The sequence below is a fragment of the Geopsychrobacter electrodiphilus DSM 16401 genome, from assembly GCF_000384395.1.
GTDB lineage: Bacteria > Desulfobacterota > Desulfuromonadia > Desulfuromonadales > Geopsychrobacteraceae > Geopsychrobacter > Geopsychrobacter electrodiphilus.
In genome coordinates this window covers 3,522,875-3,539,314 of record NZ_ARWE01000001.1, presented here as the reverse complement: position 1 = coordinate 3,539,314, position 16,440 = coordinate 3,522,875, and the positions used below count along the sequence as shown (strand labels likewise).

The following is a 16,440-nucleotide window of genomic DNA, read 5'->3' as shown; positions in this document are numbered from 1 at the left end:
ATCGGCGTGCCCTGGCCACCCTCATCACGAGCGCTTATTGATCTTGTCTGCGTATTGTGGAAAGTTTTTATCGACACAGTCAGGGCAGTAGGAGTGAGAAAATTCGGCTTCGGAGTGCTTTTCGATATAAGCTTCGACCTGGTTCCAGTAGCCCTGGTCGTCACGAACTTTTTTGCAAAAGGCGCAGATCGGCACGATGCCGCGCAGGGTTTCAATCCGGGACTGGTAAGACTTGATGGTCAAGTGGGTCAAAAAGAGCACAATTGCGGTTAGTGCCGCGCAGATCAGCAGGTTGATGACCAGAGTTTTATAGATACTGCTGAGTGCAGCATCTTCATTCTGCTCGACCAGCAGGTACCAGTTAAATTCGGGGATGAAACGCGAATTGAGATGGACCCTGCTCCCCTGGTTCTGGAACGAAAAGACGCCATTCTCAGAGGTAAGGATGGCATCTTTCAGGGACGAGATTCCAGGTTTCATCGACAGGGTCGTGATCCCCTCCGGAAAATTGTCGCTATGCAAGGTTACAGCGCCTTTCCGATCAATAAAATAAACTTCGCGCCCGTATTTCTGCTGATAGCTGTCGAGCAGGGTTTTGACCGAATTGACCGTCAGCCCTACTCCCGTGGCGCCGATAAATTTTCCCGAAAAGTCGAAGACCTTATAATTGATGAAGACCGTCATGGTGTCGAGATTGGCCATGTCCTGATCAATGTTGACTTCATAATCAGCGGCCATGTTGCGCACCCGGAAATACCAGGCGTCGCGTTTATTGTCGGGCGAAATATGTTTGAGAATTCCTTTGGCCTGATAATAGGTGCCTGTCTTCTCCGAGATGAAAAAACTGGTTTCAGTCTGATAACGCTCCTGGATTTCCTTGAGGTAGCGGGTCATAGCCGTGGGGGCTTTTTCCCCTGCAAGAACCCAGTCGCGCAAGAAGGTATCCTGGGCCATCAGGGATGAGATGAAAATCGGCTTTAAGAGGTCGCGCTGAATTTCTGAATAGATGGTGTCGCTGGTCAGCGGCAGGGTGCTTTGAGTGATCTGCTGCCGGAGTGAAGCACGCGAAACGAAGAAGCTGGCAAGACTGGTGAGTAAAAACCCGACAACCAGCAGCAGGCTGATTGTGAGAATGAGCCGCTGATTTTTACGGGCCATGGATTCCTTCCAAACCAAAATAAAAACTCGATCAATAGCAGTTGTTCCGAGATCATACCAAGTTCGAAACAGAAGGGTAAGGTAATGAACCGGAAAAGTAAATTAAACCGGTTCTGGCAGAGACGAGGTCGGATTTTTTTCGGGTCTGGACAGTAGCTGCAGAATCTCCCGAACGTAGGCGCATTCGCATGTGGCCGGGCAGGGCCTCAGGTTGTTCTGGTGCAGGCAGTAGCCGGGGCATTCATCAGAACCGGTTTTTCGCTCGGTGAATACCGGTCCTGCGTAGAGGTCGGCAAAGGCATCCACTGCGATCGAGAGGGTCCCGTTACAGGAATGGTTGAATAAAAACAGGCCTCTTTCCGGAGCGACAAAGTTGGCCTGATAGCCGATCAATCCGACCTCAGCGTCGTTAATAAAGGCGTCACGCGTCGGCCAGGCAGTCTGGCAAACCAGACAAACTTTGAAGTTCGTCGTGTCGTTCATAGCTCGTTCTTTTCTGTGTCCAGCGGCGCGCGAACGCTCGTTCTGAGGAGTGATAGCCCCCTCCGACCACGGAACCGAGCATAACAGATAATCCTGGATATGAAAAAGGGACACTCCGCGAGAGGTGTCCCTGAAATATTCACTGCATGTCAGCCAGATTCAAAGTGGTGGATTGCCTTCTTTGAAGTGTGTGCTGACCTCTTTGCGGAAACTCGAGGTGTTGGCAAGACCATGAGCGTTGATCGCGTGCTTGATCACGGCCTCCATCAGTTCGTTGTCGCTGTCAGCGACAAGAGTTTTGGGACAATGAGTGTCACCTGAAAGATGACGACATTCCACATATTTGCGTCCCATAAGGCTTCTCCTTCCCCGGCAGTCACAGTATTGAAAACAACCGCCGCACACAACAGGAACAGGCTTGCGCCAGCCGCTGCCTGCAGGCATCAGTTTATCGCATTCTCGCCATTCTTGTAGGAAACCGACTGATTTATCGTTGTTTTTGCTCTGACGTCGTAATCCTCGCCGGTTTATTCTCCCCCTGCCTGAAGAGACGCATCTTAACCCAGGCCTGCGCCCGGTCCATGTAGTAGTAGATGACCGGGGTGATATACAGGGTCATGAGCTGCGACACCAGCAGCCCGCCGACTACGGCGAGGCCCAGGGCGCGGCGTGATTCGGCGCCGGCACCGATGCCGATGGCGATGGGCAGGGTGCCCATCAGCGCCGCCATGGTGGTCATCATGATCGGTCGAAAACGCACCAGGCAGCCCTGGACGATCGCGTCCAGCGGGGCCTTCCCTTCGGTGCGTTGGGCCTCCAGCGCGAAGTCGATCATCATGATCGCGTTCTTCTTGACGATCCCGACCAGCATGATAATACCGACGAAGGCGTAGAGGTTGAGATCCTTGCCGAAGATCATTAGGGTGATCAGAGCGCCGAAGCCGGCCGACGGCAGGCCGGAGAGGATCGTCAGCGGATGGATGTAACTCTCATACAGAATTCCCAGCACCAGATAGATGACCAGGACCGCCAGAATCAGCAGCAGGGCCAGCCCCTTGGTCGAGGCCTGATAAACCTGGGCGGCGCCCTGAAAACCGGTGGTGATGGTTGCCGGCAGGCTGAGCGCCGCTTGCTCGATGAGCTTGACCGCGTCCCCTAACGGAACATCCGGGCGCAAGTTGAACGAGATGGTCACCGCAGTGATCTGGCCCAGATGATTGACCGACAGCGGGCCCAGGCCGCGTGTGATGCTGACCAGCGATTTCAGGGGCACCAGCGCGCCCCGATCTGAGCGAACATAGAGCAGTTCGAGCGCCGCCGGGTCGGTCTGGTACTGCGGCGCCAGCTCCATGATGACCTGATACTGATTGGTCGGGGTGAAGATCGTCGAGACCTGGCGGGTGCCGTAGGCCGAGTAAAGGGTGCTCTCGATCTGCTCGGCGCTGACGCCGAGGGCCGCGGCGCGGTCACGGTCGATGGTCAGGTTCAGCTGCGGATTCTTGATCTCGAGGTCGGAGGTGACATCCTGCAGCTGGGGCAGGTTGCGCAGCTGCTCTTCAAATTTTTCGGCATGGGCATAGAGCTCTGTGCTGTCGGGATCCTGCAGCACGAACTGGTACTGAGCTTTGCTGCTCTTGGTTTCAAGCCGGATCGGCGGCGGATTCTGCAAGAAGATTTTGATCCCCGGGACACCGGTGAGTTTGGGGCGCAGGCGCTGGATAATCTGATCGGCGTCCGCCTTGCGCTCAGCGCGCGGCTTGAGTTTGATGAACATAAAGCCGCTGTTGGAGCCGACCCGTGAACCGGCAGCGCCGACCGAGGACATGAAGGCCTCGACATCGGGGTCCTGAATAATAATTGCCGCCAGCTGTGCCTGGTTGCGTTTCATCTCTTCGAAGGAAACCCCCTGTGTGCCTTCGGTGATGCCGCGCAGCGCGCCGACATCGTCGGGCGGGAAGAGCCCGGTCGGCATCCGGCTGAACAGCCAGATCGTCACCAGGGTCAGCACCAGGGTCAACACCAGGGTTAGGCGACGGAAGCGCAGCACCCAGTGAAGTGATTTATCATAGAGTCGCAACCAGCCAGCGAAGAAGCGCTCCATCAGGTTATACAGAGCACTATGCTGCTTGTTGGAAGGTGGTTTGAGGAAGCGGCTGCCGAGCATCGGGGTCAGGGTCAGCGAGACAAAACCCGAGATCAGAATCGCCACCGTGATGGTCACCGCAAACTCGTGCAGCACCCGTCCAAGCATGCCGGCCATGAAGAGCACCGGAATAAAGACCGCGACCAGCGAGATGGTCATGGAGATGATGGTGAAGCCGATCTCCTGCGCACCCTTGAAGGCCGCTTCGCGCGCCGTCTCGCCATGCTCCATGTGACGCACGATGTTTTCGAGCATGACGATGGCGTCATCCACGACAAAGCCGACCGACAGGGTTAATGCCAGCAGGGTGATGTTGTTGACCGAATAGCCGAGCAGCTGCATGGCGGCGAAGGTGCCGACGATCGACAGCGGCAGCGCCAGGGCGGGGATGATCGTCGCCGAGAGGTTGCGCAGAAAGAGAAAGATCACCAGGATCACCAGTGCGATGGTGATTAACAGGGTAAGTTTGACTTCGGCGACCGATTCGCGGATCGAGCTGGAGCGGTCGTACATGAGATTCAGCTCGACCGCACCGGGGAGCTGCTGGCGGAAGCTCGGCAGCTGCTTGATGATGTCGTTGACGACTTTGATGGTGTTGGTGCCGGGCTGGCGCTGGATCGCCAGAATGACCGCGCGGGTGGTCTGTTGTTTGGTGCTGAACCAGGCAGCGACCTTGTCGTTCTCGACGCTGTCGCTGACGGTGGCGATGTCGGACAGGCGCACCGGTGCCGCGTCACGATAGGCCACGACCAGCTTACGGAAGGCGGCGGCGTTATAAAGCTGACCGCTGACCTGGATGGTGAACGACTGATTCTCCCCCTCCAGCCCGCCGGTGGGCAGGTTGACATTCCATTTGGCGAGCACCTGCTCGACCTCGTCGAGGCCGATCTTCAGACTCGCCAGCTTGCGCGGGTCGAGGCCGATCCGCACGGCATACTTCTGCGAGCCGTAAACATTGACCTGTGCCACTCCGTTGACCATGGAGATGCTCGGCGCGATGACCGTATCGGCAAACTCGTTGACCTCGGAGAGGGGCAGGGTTTTTGAGGTCATTGCCAGGTAGAGGATTGACGAAGCGGCCGGGTTGACCTTGCGGATCGAAGGGGGGCTCGACATTTCACGCGGCAGACGTCGCGCCGCCTGAGAAATGGCGGTCTGTACATCCTGAGCGGCCGCGTCGATATCCCGATCGAGGGCGAACTGAATGGTGATGATAGTCGAGCCTTCACCGTTGGTGGAGCTTAAGGAATCAATCCCGGCGATGGTCGAAAGCTGACGTTCGAGCGGGGTCGCCACGGCGCTGGCCATGGTTTCGGGGCTGGCGCCGGGGAGGCTGGCGCGCACCTGGATGGTCGGAAAATCAATACTCGGCAGATCGTTGACTGCCAGCAGCTGGTAGGCAAAGGTGCCGAAGATCAAGATCGCCGACATGACCAGGCTGGTCATGACCGGGCGGCGGATAAACAGGGCGGAAATGTTCATTGGGCCGCCTTGGGGGCAGCGGTTGTCGCGGGGTCCTCAAGCGCTTTAACCATGGCTCCGGGGCGCAAGCGCAGCTGGCCGTCGGTGACCACCGTTTCCCCCGGGTCGAGACCCTTTTCAATCACGCTCTGATCGTCAACGCTGAATGCCACATTGACGGAACGCTGTTCAACCGTCTGATCGCTCTTGACCACGTAGACGAAATCTCCAGTCTGACTGGACTGTATCGCGCGGGTCGGAATGACGCTTGCGCTCTTGATGGTGGTCAAGCGCAGGCGGACGTTAACGAATTCTCCCGGCCACAGCTGGCGGAGATCATTGTTAACAATGGCCTTGAGGCGGATGGTGCCGGTCGCCTGATTCACCTGATTATCGACAAAGCTGAGCTTGCCGGTCACCTGGGTGCCGGCGGAATCGACGAACACCTCCATATCCCCGGCCTTAAGATGCTTCTTGAGTTCCGGCAGGGCTTGTTCAGGCAGGGTGAAACTGACCTTGATCGGTGAGGTCTGATTGATCGTCACCAAAGCCTGATCCGTCGCCTTGATCAGCGCGCCGGGATCGACCAGCAGCTCGCCGCTGTAGCCGGAGAGGGGCGAGCTGATCGTGCAATTATCCAGCTCGAGGCGCGCATTCTTGAGCGCGGCCTGATCGGCCAGCAGCGTGGCCTCCAGGCTCGCCACGCTGGTCTGGGCCTGATCGGACTGCTCGACGGAAGCGTAGCCCTGCGTAGCGGCGGGGAGATAGCGCGCGACCTGTTTGCGCGCATTTTCAAGTTCGGCGCGGTCTCTGGACAGGGCCGCACTCGCCTGCTCAAGCCGGCTGGCAAAGGGACGTGAATCGATACGGAACAGCAGGTCTCCTTTTTTGATCCGATCCCCCTCCTTAAACCCGACCTGTTCGAGCAGGCCGCTGACCTGCGAGCGAATCTCGACCCGGGCGAAGGCTTCGGCGCTGCCGATGGCACGCAGTTCGACGGGCATATCCTTAAGTACAACGCTGGCGATTTTGACCGGCAGGGGCTTCGGCGCGGATTTGGCTTGGGCTGACCGCCCCGCTTTGTTCTCCGAACAGCCGCTCAGGACCAACAACAGAAAAAGAAGGGTGAAAAGCCAGGTAATCCCGGCAGGTTTCATCAAGGATAGAGGCCTGGTTCCACGGGTTGTTGGTGTGTGGTGTTTCATGGTTTTCCCTCTCCCATTAAATTTATCTACCCCAGCGCCGTTAGAAAGCCCGCTAGGTAACCCCTTGCCGAGCAGCAGATGAGGCCAGTTAAGGTTGCAATGCCGCACCGGATGTTGATTTTTGGAGATTAAGACGAGCGCCTAAGATTAACAATAGAATTTACGCCCAGGAGTGATCGAAATGCTCTCTTTTGGGGCAAAGATCGAGCAGATGTAGCTCAGGCATGAGGATCTCCGGGCCGTTACTCACAGGTTTTTAAATGATAGATTTTGTGCGAATCGGGCGTATGGATCGCTTTGCTGCCACTTCTGGATTGATACGAAGGTCTCGCAAATAGAGCCGAAAGACTTCGAATCGCTGGTTTATAATTTGTGTGCAAGGGATGTTTTGTTATTAACCCGGTTGCCGAGGAAAGGGAGGACGTCATGATCAAAGTTATGCTGGCACTTTTCATTGTGATGAATTGCTGGGGCATTGGGATTGCTCTCGCTGCCGATCAGGATCGTGACCGCGATCAGGATCGCACCCAGTTGATGGACCCGACGTCGGATCAGGACCAGCTGAGGGATCAGGATCGCCTGCAGGACAATGACAGGATCTATGGCGCACAGCTGATGAGTGACAAGGAACAACGTGAGTATCGGACGCAGCTGCGTGCGCAGAAAACTCAGGAGGAGAGAGAGCAGTTTCGCATGCGTCATCATGAGAGAATGCAGGAACGCGCCAAAGCTATGGGGAAATCTCTCCCTGATAAGGTTCCGCAAGGGATGGAAAGAGGCCATCGTGGATCCCAGGGTGCAGGTGGCTCCAGCCGAGGTGGGAACTAATAACTCCGTCGGGCCAAATTAAAAGTGATGCTCCTCCAGCCCCATCGCCAGTGTGTGATGGGGCTTTTGTGTTTAATGCAGCAGGCGCGCTTTAAACAGTTCTTTGATAAGGAACATTATAAAATGTTTTGTCTTTCGGAATGATCGACTTGTGTGTGCTAAATGGTCGAAAAACTGATGTTTTATTTTTGAAAATTCCTTGCCAAACGGGTTTTATGCCTTAAAATTGAAGACCAAGGTCAGGTTCTTTATCCATGCTCTAATCGTGCAAGGGTGAGTATATGAAATACTTTGCGAGTCGATGTGCTGATTGCCAATACCGCGGCCGTCATATTTATTTCGTTGGCTCCTTGCGCTTCGAACGCGAACTCATCATCAATTATATCAAGAATCACACGGCTGCCCGGTGGTATGAGGTCAATAAACTTGAAGATGTCCCTGTCAGCAATCAGGGGGTTCCTTTTGGTCAGAAAATGATCATGGTGGACACCCGGACAATGGACCGAGAGAATTTGATGCAACTGCTTCAATCCCAGGCCTGGCAGGTCCATTCTCAAGATATGCTGGTCCTGTTCAATGTTGTTCACGGCCTCGAAATTGAAAAAGCAGCTCTAAGAAATGGGGCCCGGGGACTTTTGTATGAGGATGACCCTACCGAAGATCTGCTTAACGGGATCTGTACGATTAATTCCGGGGAGCTCTGGGTTTCACGAGGTCTGCTCTCCGAATGCCTGCTGGAGAGCTACGCCGGGAACGGGCAGTCGGAACCAGTTAAGCATTCCATGTCTGCGCGCGAAATAGAAATCCTGCATTTCCTGTCCACAGGGGCTTCCAACAAGGCCATAGCTGAGCAGTTATGCATCAGCACCCACACCGTAAAAACCCACCTGCAAAATATTTTTCGTAAAATCGATGTCGCCAGCAGAGTACAGGCCGTGCTATGGGCGAAAAATAACCTATTAGTCCGCTTCCCCTTCCTCATCCTTTTTCCCTATGAAAGCATCCTTCCCTAATTTTTATCATCCTTTCTTCTGAGCCTTTTTGATCGCGTAAATGGTCCGTTAAATCATCCTTTCGTCTAATTGCAAGGTACCGGAAAGGGTCAATAATTGACTGACCATGGTGAAGGCTGTCTGGGTTTTGGGTATTAAACGCAAGTTGATGCGGCGTTGAGTGGCAATACTCAAATCGGGTACAGAGAGTGCGATTTCCAAAAATATGAATGTCCCGATTCTGTTGCTCTGGCGTTGGCATATCAACGAAAGGAGGCAGGGTATGTTGTTGCGAGTATGGAGAAGATTTGGCTGGGTCTTTATTGTCTTGTCGGTCATCGGCCTTCAGGGATGTGGGGAGACTAACACGACTGCGTTGCCGCTAGATCAACCGCAGGTAACCGACCCGGTAACCGACCCGGTAACCGACCCGGTAACCGACCCGGTAACTGACCCGGTAACTGACCCGGTAACTGACCCGGTAACTGACCCGGTAACTGACCCGGTCCCCGGCCCGGTACCCGAGGCACAGCTTGACCCCGCAATTCTTGACTCTGCGGCGTCATTTCTGGCGGCGGCAACCGGTAAAGAGAATCCGATCGGGATTGAGCAGGTGGTCTTCGTTAACACGGTCTTTGGGATCAACCAGCTTGACCTGACGGTCGTTCCGGCTGCAGCTTCCAGCTCGGAGACAGAGATGGGCTGCCTTTACGGTGATCTGTGGGTCACGCTCAGAGATGACAACGGTGCGCCAGTGTTGGACGCAATCGGATGCGAGCAGCCGATTGCGTCGGAACCGATCGAGTTACCGCAGCTGGATAATGACGGAAATCAGATGTTCGATGAACAGGGCGAGGCACTCTATTATTTCAGTGACACGGTCCCGATGCTCCTTGAGGAGTACAAGGATGGTGAATATAAATGCACGGTAGTCGAGGGATACGAAGATTTCACCATACCGGTTGAAATGGGGCGCTTGAACATGATCCGCTCTTCGGTAAAAAATCCGGACAACATGGCTCGGGCTTTGGAAGAGGCAATCAACAATATCAACAGTTCGATCGCAGTCAGGACTGACCTGTCCGGCAGACTGGTTCTGATCGGCGAGCAGGATCTGATCAACGAACAGGGGGAGGTCATCGGCACCGAACTTGTCCAGTCGCCTATCGACTCGCCCCGTGAAAACCTGGCCCTTTACCGGGCGCTGATGGTTGAAGGTCGCCTGGCCGGCTACGGCATCCAGAAGATTGGTGAAGAGGGGCAGCTCCTGCCGGCGCCCTGGCTGGAGATCCGGCCAGATCTGTATCTGGGCGCGTTGTCCTATTTGCGTGATGGCACTCCGGGGCGCGAGCGAGGGGTCGGTTTGATCAATGGCTACGCCGACCTGTCGGGCGTGACCCACTCCACCAAAGATGACTACCACGGACACCCCATGGCTTATGTGCAGTTTCACCCCGAAGCTGATCCTTCGGGCGGAGGGTGCACCTACACGGATCAACGCGAGGATGTGTGGCAGCGGTTTTTTGCCGAAGATTTATATCAGGGTGAAAATATTCGCGGCTTTGCCAAGCATGCCGATGATGCGCGCAAGATGATCGTGGTTATTCATAGCATCATTCAGGATGCACCGAATGACGGGATCGCCCCGACATGGGATGGAGAGATCCTGGTACGTTATCCGGGCCATGGCATGATGCCCGAAATCATGAAAGGCCAGTATGACCGGCACCTGATGCTAGAAACCGCAGCGGCCGCTCTCGGGGCCGCATCGGGCAAGGAAGTTCCGGTGAGTATAGATGCAACGGTCTTTATCAATACCCTCATGGGCATCAATCAACTGGGTCCGCTGGAGGCCAAAGATCTTTATGGGGATCTCTGGGTTCTTAAGCGCGACGCTAACGGTGTGCCTTTGCTTGACGAAACTCTGGGTTGTGTCCAGCCGCTCGCCTCGCAACCACTCGAGTTGCCGGTTCTGGATGAAGACGGCGTGCCTGTTCTTGATGAAGCCGGCAATCCGCTGACCACTCCCAGCGATACGGTGCCAATGGTGCTCGAGGAATATCAGGACGGGCAGTTCAAGTGCACTCCACTGCTCGGCTATGAGGACTACGTCATGGAAGTCGAGATGGGTCGGCTGAATTGTGTCCGCTCCTCGCTCAACAATCCGGGCATGATGGATCGTCATCTCTACGAGGTGGTCAACCGGATCAATGCCGCGGTGGGGATCAAACGCGATCTGGCCGGGCGGATTGTGCTGACGACCGAGAAAGAGGTTTATGACGCTGAGGGAAATTATCTGGATACAGTCCGGGTGGATGCCGCCATCGATTCACCGCTCGAGAATCTGGCCATTTATGGTGCGTTGATGAAATCAGGCACCCTGGAAGTGCCGGTGACGGTGAACCTTGAAGGGACCAAAGAGACCTTCACCCTCGCAATCACCTTGGCGGATGAGGTGCTGAATGAGCACGGTATGGGCTATCTGAAATATGGCGACGGTTCCCAGGGACAACCGACCGGGATCGCTCATCTTGTGAATGGATACGCGGACTTCTCCGACGTTTCACATTGCCCGATGGCTGACTATGGCCCGATGTCTGATCCGACGTCTGACCCGGTGATCGATTTTGCGGGTGTTCCGGTTAACTTTGTAGAACGGTCAGAGGATGTCTGCCCATACATCGCTCAGGACGACTTCGTCTGGACCCGGGTGCTTGACGGTGAAGTCGGTGTCAGAGGGGAAGGCGATGAGCCGGCCAGCAATATCGCAGCATTTGTGCAGCATGCAGATGATGTCCGGCGCGTGATTGTTTTTATTCACAGCATTATTCATGATCCGGTTGAGGAACCGATGGCAGGCCTCTAAATTTTGTGGTCGGGTGCGACGTATCGCACCCGACCAGCTTTAGAGCTCTTCCAACTCCGCTAAAATCAGGAGGCTAGCTGTCATGAGGACTGACCACGAACAGATCAATGTCTTGATCGCCGTCAGCAATAATATTTTGGGTGAGGGTCTGTATAAAATCACTTCAGAAAATCCGCAGAACAAGGCATTTTCTCATTTCCACAGCAAGGACTCTTCGCTGGCGCCGGATATTTTGTTGTTCGATGCCAACCAGGATTTTCATGCCCTTCAGCTCTCCTACCCGGAAGCCAAAACGGTTCTACTGGATACCGGATTGAAAGACCAGGAGATTGCCTGTCTGCTGGTTTGTCATAAAATTCAAGGGATTATCTCTCCAGACGCCAGCATCGAAATGTTTCATAAGGCACTCAAGGTCGTTCACGAAGGTGAGATCTGGATCGATCAGAAACATCTAAAATCACTGCTGGGCCGTAATGGCGCGATGACTGAGAATGGCGGCGTCAGAAGTTTGAGTGAGCAGGACAAGAAAATTATTCAGTTGATTACCTTAGGCGACAAAAATCGTGAGATTGGAGAAAAACTCTGCTTGAGTGAGCACACCATTAAGGCGCATGTCAGCAGAATTTTTAAGCGGATGAATGTCAGCAACCGCTCTCAACTGGTCAGCGTTGCCAGAGGATACGACACTGAATTTCAGCAATACGCACACCTGGCCTAGTGAGCGTTGGTCTGATCATCGGCTGATCTTTTCTGAATACAAAAAAGGGACACTCCGCAAGGGGTGTCCCTTAAACTCAGCCTGCCAGATGGCATCACAGCGGCGGGTTACCTTCTTTGAAGTGGGAGCTGATCTGCTTGCGTAATTCGGCAGTGTTAGCCAATCCGTGCACATTGATGGCATGTTTAAGTGCGGCCTGCATCAGTTCCTTATCATTTTCCGCAGCAATGGTTGTGGAACAATGAGCGTCACCCGAAAGTTCTCGGCAATCGACATATTTGCGTCCCATAAAATTTCTCCTTTCCCGGACGTTGTTGTTTTGTACCCAACAACTTTCAACATCTCAGGTTCAGGCCTGCGGCGGTCGCTACCTGTTGGTCACAGTTTATCATGAATGCCGCACTTTTTTAGCTAACTCGCTGTTTTATAGATATTTTATTGTTTGATGGCCGCGAGGAGGGTTTCACCAATCAAGACCTGCAACGCTTCCCAGCGCTCTCCACCCTGTAGTGGCCAGCACTGGTTCAACTCCAATTCGAAGCCGAGGTAGCTCTCCGCCGGGAAGCGGCGGCGTAGTTGGGTGATCAGGCCGTCGGCGGCGCCGCGGTAGGGATAGTTGCGCCGCACCCGCCAGCTGTCCTTGTGCTTTTCAATCTGCTTCTGCCAGTTCAGGCAGAACTGTTTCTCCAGCGGTCGTTGCGGGTCGTAAAGCAGGCCGATATCGGCATTGCGCAGTTCACCATGCAGTTCCGGGGTGAAGCTGTGCAGTGAGACATGACAGACTCGGCAATGACTGGCCAGCAGCTGCTCGATCTGCTGCATGATTGCAGCCCGATAAGGACGGTAGTGCTGTTTCAGCAGCGCCTCGCGTTCAGCGGGGTTGAGATTGCGAGTGAACTCGGAGAAGAGCGCCGGGTGACCGGGGGAGCGGTTGAGTTCGATCAGCAGGCGGCTGACAAGCGTCAGCTGGAGCGGGGCCTTAAGCTCGGCTGCCAGTCGGCGGGCAAAAGGTTCAATGCCGATGTCGTAACCCCGGTGTGTTTTCAGCAGCGCCTCCTGTCCGGCGAACAACCCCTGGTAGGGTTCCGGGACCAGATTGCCGCCGTGTTCACAGCTGAGCAGCAGCCTCCAGCGCGGTTCAGCCATGAAACATTACCCCCTGGTGCAGACAATCCGCCAGCTGGCGGTAGACAGCTGCAAGCTCCGCCTGGCTGAACCCTTGCGGCAACGCCTGCAGGATCCGTCCGGCCAGCGGGCCAGTGTGCAGAATCACCTCCAGCGCTGCGCGGTATTCCATGGGGATGTCGCTTTCCAGCTGTTCGTAGATTCGCCGCCAGAGATCGGCGACGCTGATCCGCTCTTCAAGGACTCCGAAGCAGGACAGATAGTCCGGCACGTCGATCAGATCATCGCCACCCCCCTGCAGGGTTCTTTTAAAGAGTTCGGCGAGCGGCGCGACCGCGATCTCCTGCTGGTGATGAAGCCCGATCCAGCACTCCTTGCACAGCGCCCGAATCAGAGCGATGGTCAGAGCGGCAATCGCCAGATCGGCCATGGGGCATTCCTGAATATCGAGGAGACGAATCTCGATGGCGCTGCGTTCGAAGCGAGCAATCGCGCCCCTTGAGTTGAGCCATTCCTCCTGCAGCACATTCTGTGGATCATGCGGGGCGATCGCGCGGTAGGTCGCCGCCAGAATCTGGTCCTCATAGTCCGCGCGGGTGAAGACCGCTTCGGGGATGACCTGCCCGGCAATTTCGGGGATCATCTTCTGGTTGTTGCGATAGAACTCCAGCCGGTTGTCGAGCAGGCCGGTCGCCTCGCCTGAAACGATCGGCGAACTGGCGGCCAGCGCCGGCAATAGCGGCAGGACCAGGCGGATAGCGGCATGCAGTCGCCCGAATTCGGCATCACCTGAGAAGGGCAGGTTGATGTGCATGCTCTGCAGGTTGGACCAGCCGTGCCCCTGACAGCCGAAGATCCGGTTGTAGGCGTCATAGATCGGACTGTTCTCGTGCGGCCAGAGGACGGTTTCGCGGTGCGGCTCCATCCAGGGGTGCATCGCGGTGCCGAGCAGACGCGCGTTAAGCCCTGCCAACTGTTCATTGACCTGCGCGATCCCGCTCTGGAACTGCGCGGCAAGGCCCTTGAGGCCAGGGGCCGGGCCGTTGGTCTTCAGCTCGATGACATGCAGCACCAGTTCGTTTGACCAGCACAGCGGACCGCGCTCGATCTCGTTGACGATCTCCCCGGAAACCTGCTGCAGCACCCGGTCGGTGACCGGTTTGACCGCCAGGGAATCGCGGTCGACGATCATGTACTCAAGCTCGATGCCGTAGCCTTCGAAGAGGTGTAGCGGCGCCCGTTCACTCATGCCGTGAATCCTTCCTTGCGTTTCTCTACCCGCCGAAACATGACGCGCATGATCCGCAGGTAGAGTTCATCCTTGAGCACCTGATCTTCGACCCCGGCGTCGAGGTTCGGGTTGTCGTTGACCTCGATGACGTAGACCTTGCTCCCCGACTGTTTCAGGTCGACCCCGTAGAGGCCGTCACCGATCAGGTTGCAGATTTTCAACGCCAGCTTGATGACCGCACCTGGGACATGCTCGACCGGAAGCGTGTCGTAGCGCCCCTCGTCGTTCTTGACTCCGTTGTTGTCGCGTTTAAGGATCTGCCAGTGTCCCTTGGCCATGTAGTAACGGCAGGCGTAGATCGGCTGCCGGTCAAAGACCCCGATCCGCCAGTCGAAGTCGGTCGGCAGATATTCCTGGGCGATGATAAGATCGGATTTTTCGAGCATTTTGTTGATCGTCGGTTTCAGCTCCGCCAGCGCGCTGACCTTGACCACCCCCTGCGAAAAGGAGCTGTCCGGTTGTTTCAAGACTACCGGCAGGCCGAGTTTTTCGGCGACCTGATCGCGGTTGTCACGATGGACGATGAGCGTCTTGGGGGCCGGGATATTGTTGTGCTCCATCAACTCGGCCAAGAAAACCTTGTTGGTGCACTTGAGGATCGACTCCGGATCATCAATCGCCACCAGCCCTTCGGCTACCGCCTTGCGCGCGAAGCGGTAGGTGTGGTGGTTGACGCTGGTCGTCTCGCGGATGAGCAGGGCGTCGAACTCACCGAGTTTGGCAAAATCGTCGCGGGTGATGAATTCAGTCGAGAAACCGACGGTTTCAGCGGCGCGCACGAAACGTTTCAGCGCCTTTTCATCAGACGGCGGTTCGGGGTCAGCCGGATTCGTCAGAATCGCCAGGTCGTAGCGCTTACCGGTTTTTTTGGCGATGCGGCGGCGCTTGCCGGAGAAGTATTCCTGTGCGACTTCGAGTACAAACGGCTGATGCTCGGGCGGGATGTCGCTGGCGCTGATCGCTCTCAGGTTGGACAGTGACCATTTGCCGCTCTTCTCACCGATTACGAAATTGGCGCGCAACAGCGGCGCCTGGAACAGGGTGAAGAGCTGTGCGGCCAACCGGTCGTGGCGTTTGGCGACGTTGCGTCCGAAGTAGATGCTGAGCACAAACTCCTTAGACTGGATCGTCTCGAGGCTCTTCTGAATCAACGCCTGTAGGTCATCCGAGGCGATGCGCATGATGGTCTGGGATTTCAGGTCCTGCACGGCGGTTACGCTCGGGCTCGGTTTGTGGCCGCGGGCTGCTGCCAAAAGCGAAACATAGTAACCGATACTCTGGTAACGATAGGAACGGCAGAGGTTGTAAACTTCCGCGCCCTTCAATTCAAGATAGCGGGGATCGGTCAGGTAGGAACGGGCTGGCACCCGTTCGACACCGGGAATATCCAGGGGCCACTGGGCTGGGTCATCGACGACGATCAGGGTGGGCCTGGGCATGTGATTTTTTCTCCTTGGCAGGCTGAATGATCAGCAGGTTGGCATCGTAGGTCAGCACTCCGAGCAGGATAGCATTGATCACCCGGTCGATGCTGGCGGTGTATTTGCGGGTTCCGGTCATGGGGTTGCTCTGGAGCGGATCTGCGACATGCACGGTTCGCGCTTCACGATCATAGCCATGCAGCACGACAAAGTGGCCGGATGGCTCTCCCCGCACATCGTCGTAGTCACAATTGGGGCCGAATTCGCGAGCGCTGCGGTAGAGGAAGGTCGCCGACAGCCCGGCGATGATCGGCGTGCCCTGTTTCAGAAAGCCGCGGATCAGGCTACCGTTCAGGTCCTGTGCCTTCAGCTGCCCGCCGAGGGCGATAAATTTGAGATAGGCGTCGGTTGCCACCTGGATTTTGGGATCGTTTTTGAAGGCCGCCTGGGCGAGAAGCTTATCAACCAGAACCTCTCTGGGCAGATCGATCCAGGTCGGATCGAAGATCTGCAATTTGTAGGTGTAGATGGTTGCACGATAGCCGCGCTGCAGGGCGTGACAGGCGAGGAGCACCGCCAGGGTCCCGCCCCCTTCGAGCATCGGCACTTCGTCAATGGTCTGGGTCAGCCCGATCGGGTCCGTATAATATTGATAGATGGCCTGCAGACAGGTCGGACCGCAGGTGATTTCGTCAGGCTGGGGTGCAATGTCAAACGGGAGAAGGTCTTTCATTTGCGAAATCCTCAAG

General features: G+C 55.9%; 14 protein-coding genes. 4 read left to right on the top strand and 10 right to left on the bottom strand.

The window, feature by feature from the left end:
- Positions 1 to 24 precede the first annotated feature (24 nt).
- The 5 genes from D888_RS22100 to D888_RS22095 all read right to left on the bottom strand — a co-directional run bounded on the left by D888_RS22100 (position 25) and on the right by D888_RS22095 (position 6,450).
- Positions 25 to 1,158, bottom strand: a complete 1,134-nt coding sequence (locus D888_RS22100) for a cache domain-containing protein (protein ID WP_020677707.1) — start codon at positions 1,156 to 1,158, stop codon at positions 25 to 27.
- A gap of 102 nt (positions 1,159 to 1,260) precedes the next feature.
- The gene (locus D888_RS0116635) at positions 1,261 to 1,641 is read right to left on the bottom strand and encodes a hypothetical protein (protein WP_020677706.1); all 381 of its coding nucleotides are present in this window, start codon (positions 1,639 to 1,641) and stop codon (positions 1,261 to 1,263) included.
- A 159-nt stretch (positions 1,642 to 1,800) separates the two neighbouring features.
- Entirely contained in the window at positions 1,801 to 1,995 is a 195-nt protein-coding gene (locus tag D888_RS0116630; protein WP_020677705.1) for a DUF1059 domain-containing protein, read from the bottom strand.
- A 133-nt stretch (positions 1,996 to 2,128) separates the two neighbouring features.
- Positions 2,129 to 5,266 (bottom strand): efflux RND transporter permease subunit, encoded by a 3,138-nt coding sequence (locus D888_RS0116625; RefSeq protein WP_020677704.1) that lies wholly within the window; start codon positions 5,264 to 5,266, stop codon positions 2,129 to 2,131.
- Positions 5,263 to 6,450 carry an efflux RND transporter periplasmic adaptor subunit gene (locus D888_RS22095; RefSeq protein WP_083928892.1) on the bottom strand — a complete coding sequence of 396 codons (1,188 nt, stop codon included), beginning with the start codon at positions 6,448 to 6,450 and terminating at the stop codon, positions 5,263 to 5,265. Before D888_RS22095 ends, D888_RS0116625 begins: the two co-directional genes overlap by 4 nt.
- A 426-nt stretch (positions 6,451 to 6,876) precedes the next feature.
- Here D888_RS22095 and D888_RS0116615 point away from each other — a divergent pair, with 426 nt between their 5' ends.
- The 4 genes from D888_RS0116615 to D888_RS0116600 all read left to right on the top strand — a co-directional run bounded on the left by D888_RS0116615 (position 6,877) and on the right by D888_RS0116600 (position 11,854).
- Entirely contained in the window at positions 6,877 to 7,278 is a 402-nt protein-coding gene (locus D888_RS0116615; protein ID WP_020677702.1) for a hypothetical protein, read from the top strand.
- Between the two features lie 281 nt (positions 7,279 to 7,559).
- Complete coding sequence (locus D888_RS23380; RefSeq protein ID WP_020677701.1) at positions 7,560 to 8,291, top strand: response regulator transcription factor; 732 nt, start codon at positions 7,560 to 7,562, stop codon at positions 8,289 to 8,291.
- A 262-nt stretch (positions 8,292 to 8,553) separates the two neighbouring features.
- Positions 8,554 to 11,136, top strand: a complete 2,583-nt coding sequence (locus tag D888_RS0116605; protein WP_020677700.1) for a hypothetical protein — start codon at positions 8,554 to 8,556, stop codon at positions 11,134 to 11,136.
- A gap of 82 nt (positions 11,137 to 11,218) precedes the next feature.
- Positions 11,219 to 11,854 (top strand): response regulator transcription factor, encoded by a 636-nt coding sequence (locus D888_RS0116600; RefSeq protein WP_020677699.1) that lies wholly within the window; start codon positions 11,219 to 11,221, stop codon positions 11,852 to 11,854.
- A 94-nt stretch (positions 11,855 to 11,948) separates the two neighbouring features.
- Here the strand turns inward: D888_RS0116600 and D888_RS0116595 are convergent, their stop codons facing one another.
- The 5 genes from D888_RS0116595 to D888_RS0116575 all read right to left on the bottom strand — a co-directional run bounded on the left by D888_RS0116595 (position 11,949) and on the right by D888_RS0116575 (position 16,424).
- Positions 11,949 to 12,143, bottom strand: coding sequence for a DUF1059 domain-containing protein (locus tag D888_RS0116595; protein WP_020677698.1), 195 nt, complete (start codon positions 12,141 to 12,143; stop codon positions 11,949 to 11,951).
- Between the two features lie 146 nt (positions 12,144 to 12,289).
- Complete coding sequence (locus tag D888_RS0116590; protein WP_020677697.1) at positions 12,290 to 13,000, bottom strand: N-formylglutamate amidohydrolase; 711 nt, start codon at positions 12,998 to 13,000, stop codon at positions 12,290 to 12,292.
- On the bottom strand, positions 12,993 to 14,228 hold the full coding sequence (locus tag D888_RS0116585; protein ID WP_020677696.1) for a carboxylate-amine ligase: 1,236 nt from the start codon (positions 14,226 to 14,228) through the stop codon (positions 12,993 to 12,995). The genes D888_RS0116590 and D888_RS0116585 overlap by 8 nt, the downstream gene beginning before the upstream one ends.
- Positions 14,225 to 15,709, bottom strand: coding sequence for a RimK family alpha-L-glutamate ligase (locus tag D888_RS0116580; protein ID WP_020677695.1), 1,485 nt, complete (start codon positions 15,707 to 15,709; stop codon positions 14,225 to 14,227). Before D888_RS0116580 ends, D888_RS0116585 begins: the two co-directional genes overlap by 4 nt.
- Positions 15,678 to 16,424 (bottom strand): C39 family peptidase, encoded by a 747-nt coding sequence (locus D888_RS0116575; protein ID WP_020677694.1) that lies wholly within the window; start codon positions 16,422 to 16,424, stop codon positions 15,678 to 15,680. The genes D888_RS0116580 and D888_RS0116575 overlap by 32 nt, the downstream gene beginning before the upstream one ends.
- Between the last annotated feature and the right edge of the window lie 16 nt (positions 16,425 to 16,440).

Excerpts from the sequence above, each read along its gene's own strand:
- D888_RS22100 (WP_020677707.1), bottom strand. The coding sequence starts at position 1,158 with ATGGCCCGTAAAAATCAGCGGCTCATTCTCACAATCAGCCTGCTGCTG.
- D888_RS0116635 (WP_020677706.1), bottom strand. The coding sequence starts at position 1,641 with ATGAACGACACGACGAACTTCAAAGTTTGTCTGGTTTGCCAGACTGCC.
- D888_RS0116630 (WP_020677705.1), bottom strand. The coding sequence starts at position 1,995 with ATGGGACGCAAATATGTGGAATGTCGTCATCTTTCAGGTGACACTCAT.
- D888_RS0116625 (WP_020677704.1), bottom strand. The coding sequence starts at position 5,266 with ATGAACATTTCCGCCCTGTTTATCCGCCGCCCGGTCATGACCAGCCTG.
- D888_RS22095 (WP_083928892.1), bottom strand. The coding sequence starts at position 6,450 with ATGAAACACCACACACCAACAACCCGTGGAACCAGGCCTCTATCCTTG.
- D888_RS0116615 (WP_020677702.1), top strand. The coding sequence starts at position 6,877 with ATGATCAAAGTTATGCTGGCACTTTTCATTGTGATGAATTGCTGGGGC.
- D888_RS23380 (WP_020677701.1), top strand. The coding sequence starts at position 7,560 with ATGAAATACTTTGCGAGTCGATGTGCTGATTGCCAATACCGCGGCCGT.
- D888_RS0116605 (WP_020677700.1), top strand. The coding sequence starts at position 8,554 with ATGTTGTTGCGAGTATGGAGAAGATTTGGCTGGGTCTTTATTGTCTTG.
- D888_RS0116600 (WP_020677699.1), top strand. The coding sequence starts at position 11,219 with ATGAGGACTGACCACGAACAGATCAATGTCTTGATCGCCGTCAGCAAT.
- D888_RS0116595 (WP_020677698.1), bottom strand. The coding sequence starts at position 12,143 with ATGGGACGCAAATATGTCGATTGCCGAGAACTTTCGGGTGACGCTCAT.
- D888_RS0116590 (WP_020677697.1), bottom strand. The coding sequence starts at position 13,000 with ATGGCTGAACCGCGCTGGAGGCTGCTGCTCAGCTGTGAACACGGCGGC.
- D888_RS0116585 (WP_020677696.1), bottom strand. The coding sequence starts at position 14,228 with ATGAGTGAACGGGCGCCGCTACACCTCTTCGAAGGCTACGGCATCGAG.
- D888_RS0116580 (WP_020677695.1), bottom strand. The coding sequence starts at position 15,709 with ATGCCCAGGCCCACCCTGATCGTCGTCGATGACCCAGCCCAGTGGCCC.
- D888_RS0116575 (WP_020677694.1), bottom strand. The coding sequence starts at position 16,424 with ATGAAAGACCTTCTCCCGTTTGACATTGCACCCCAGCCTGACGAAATC.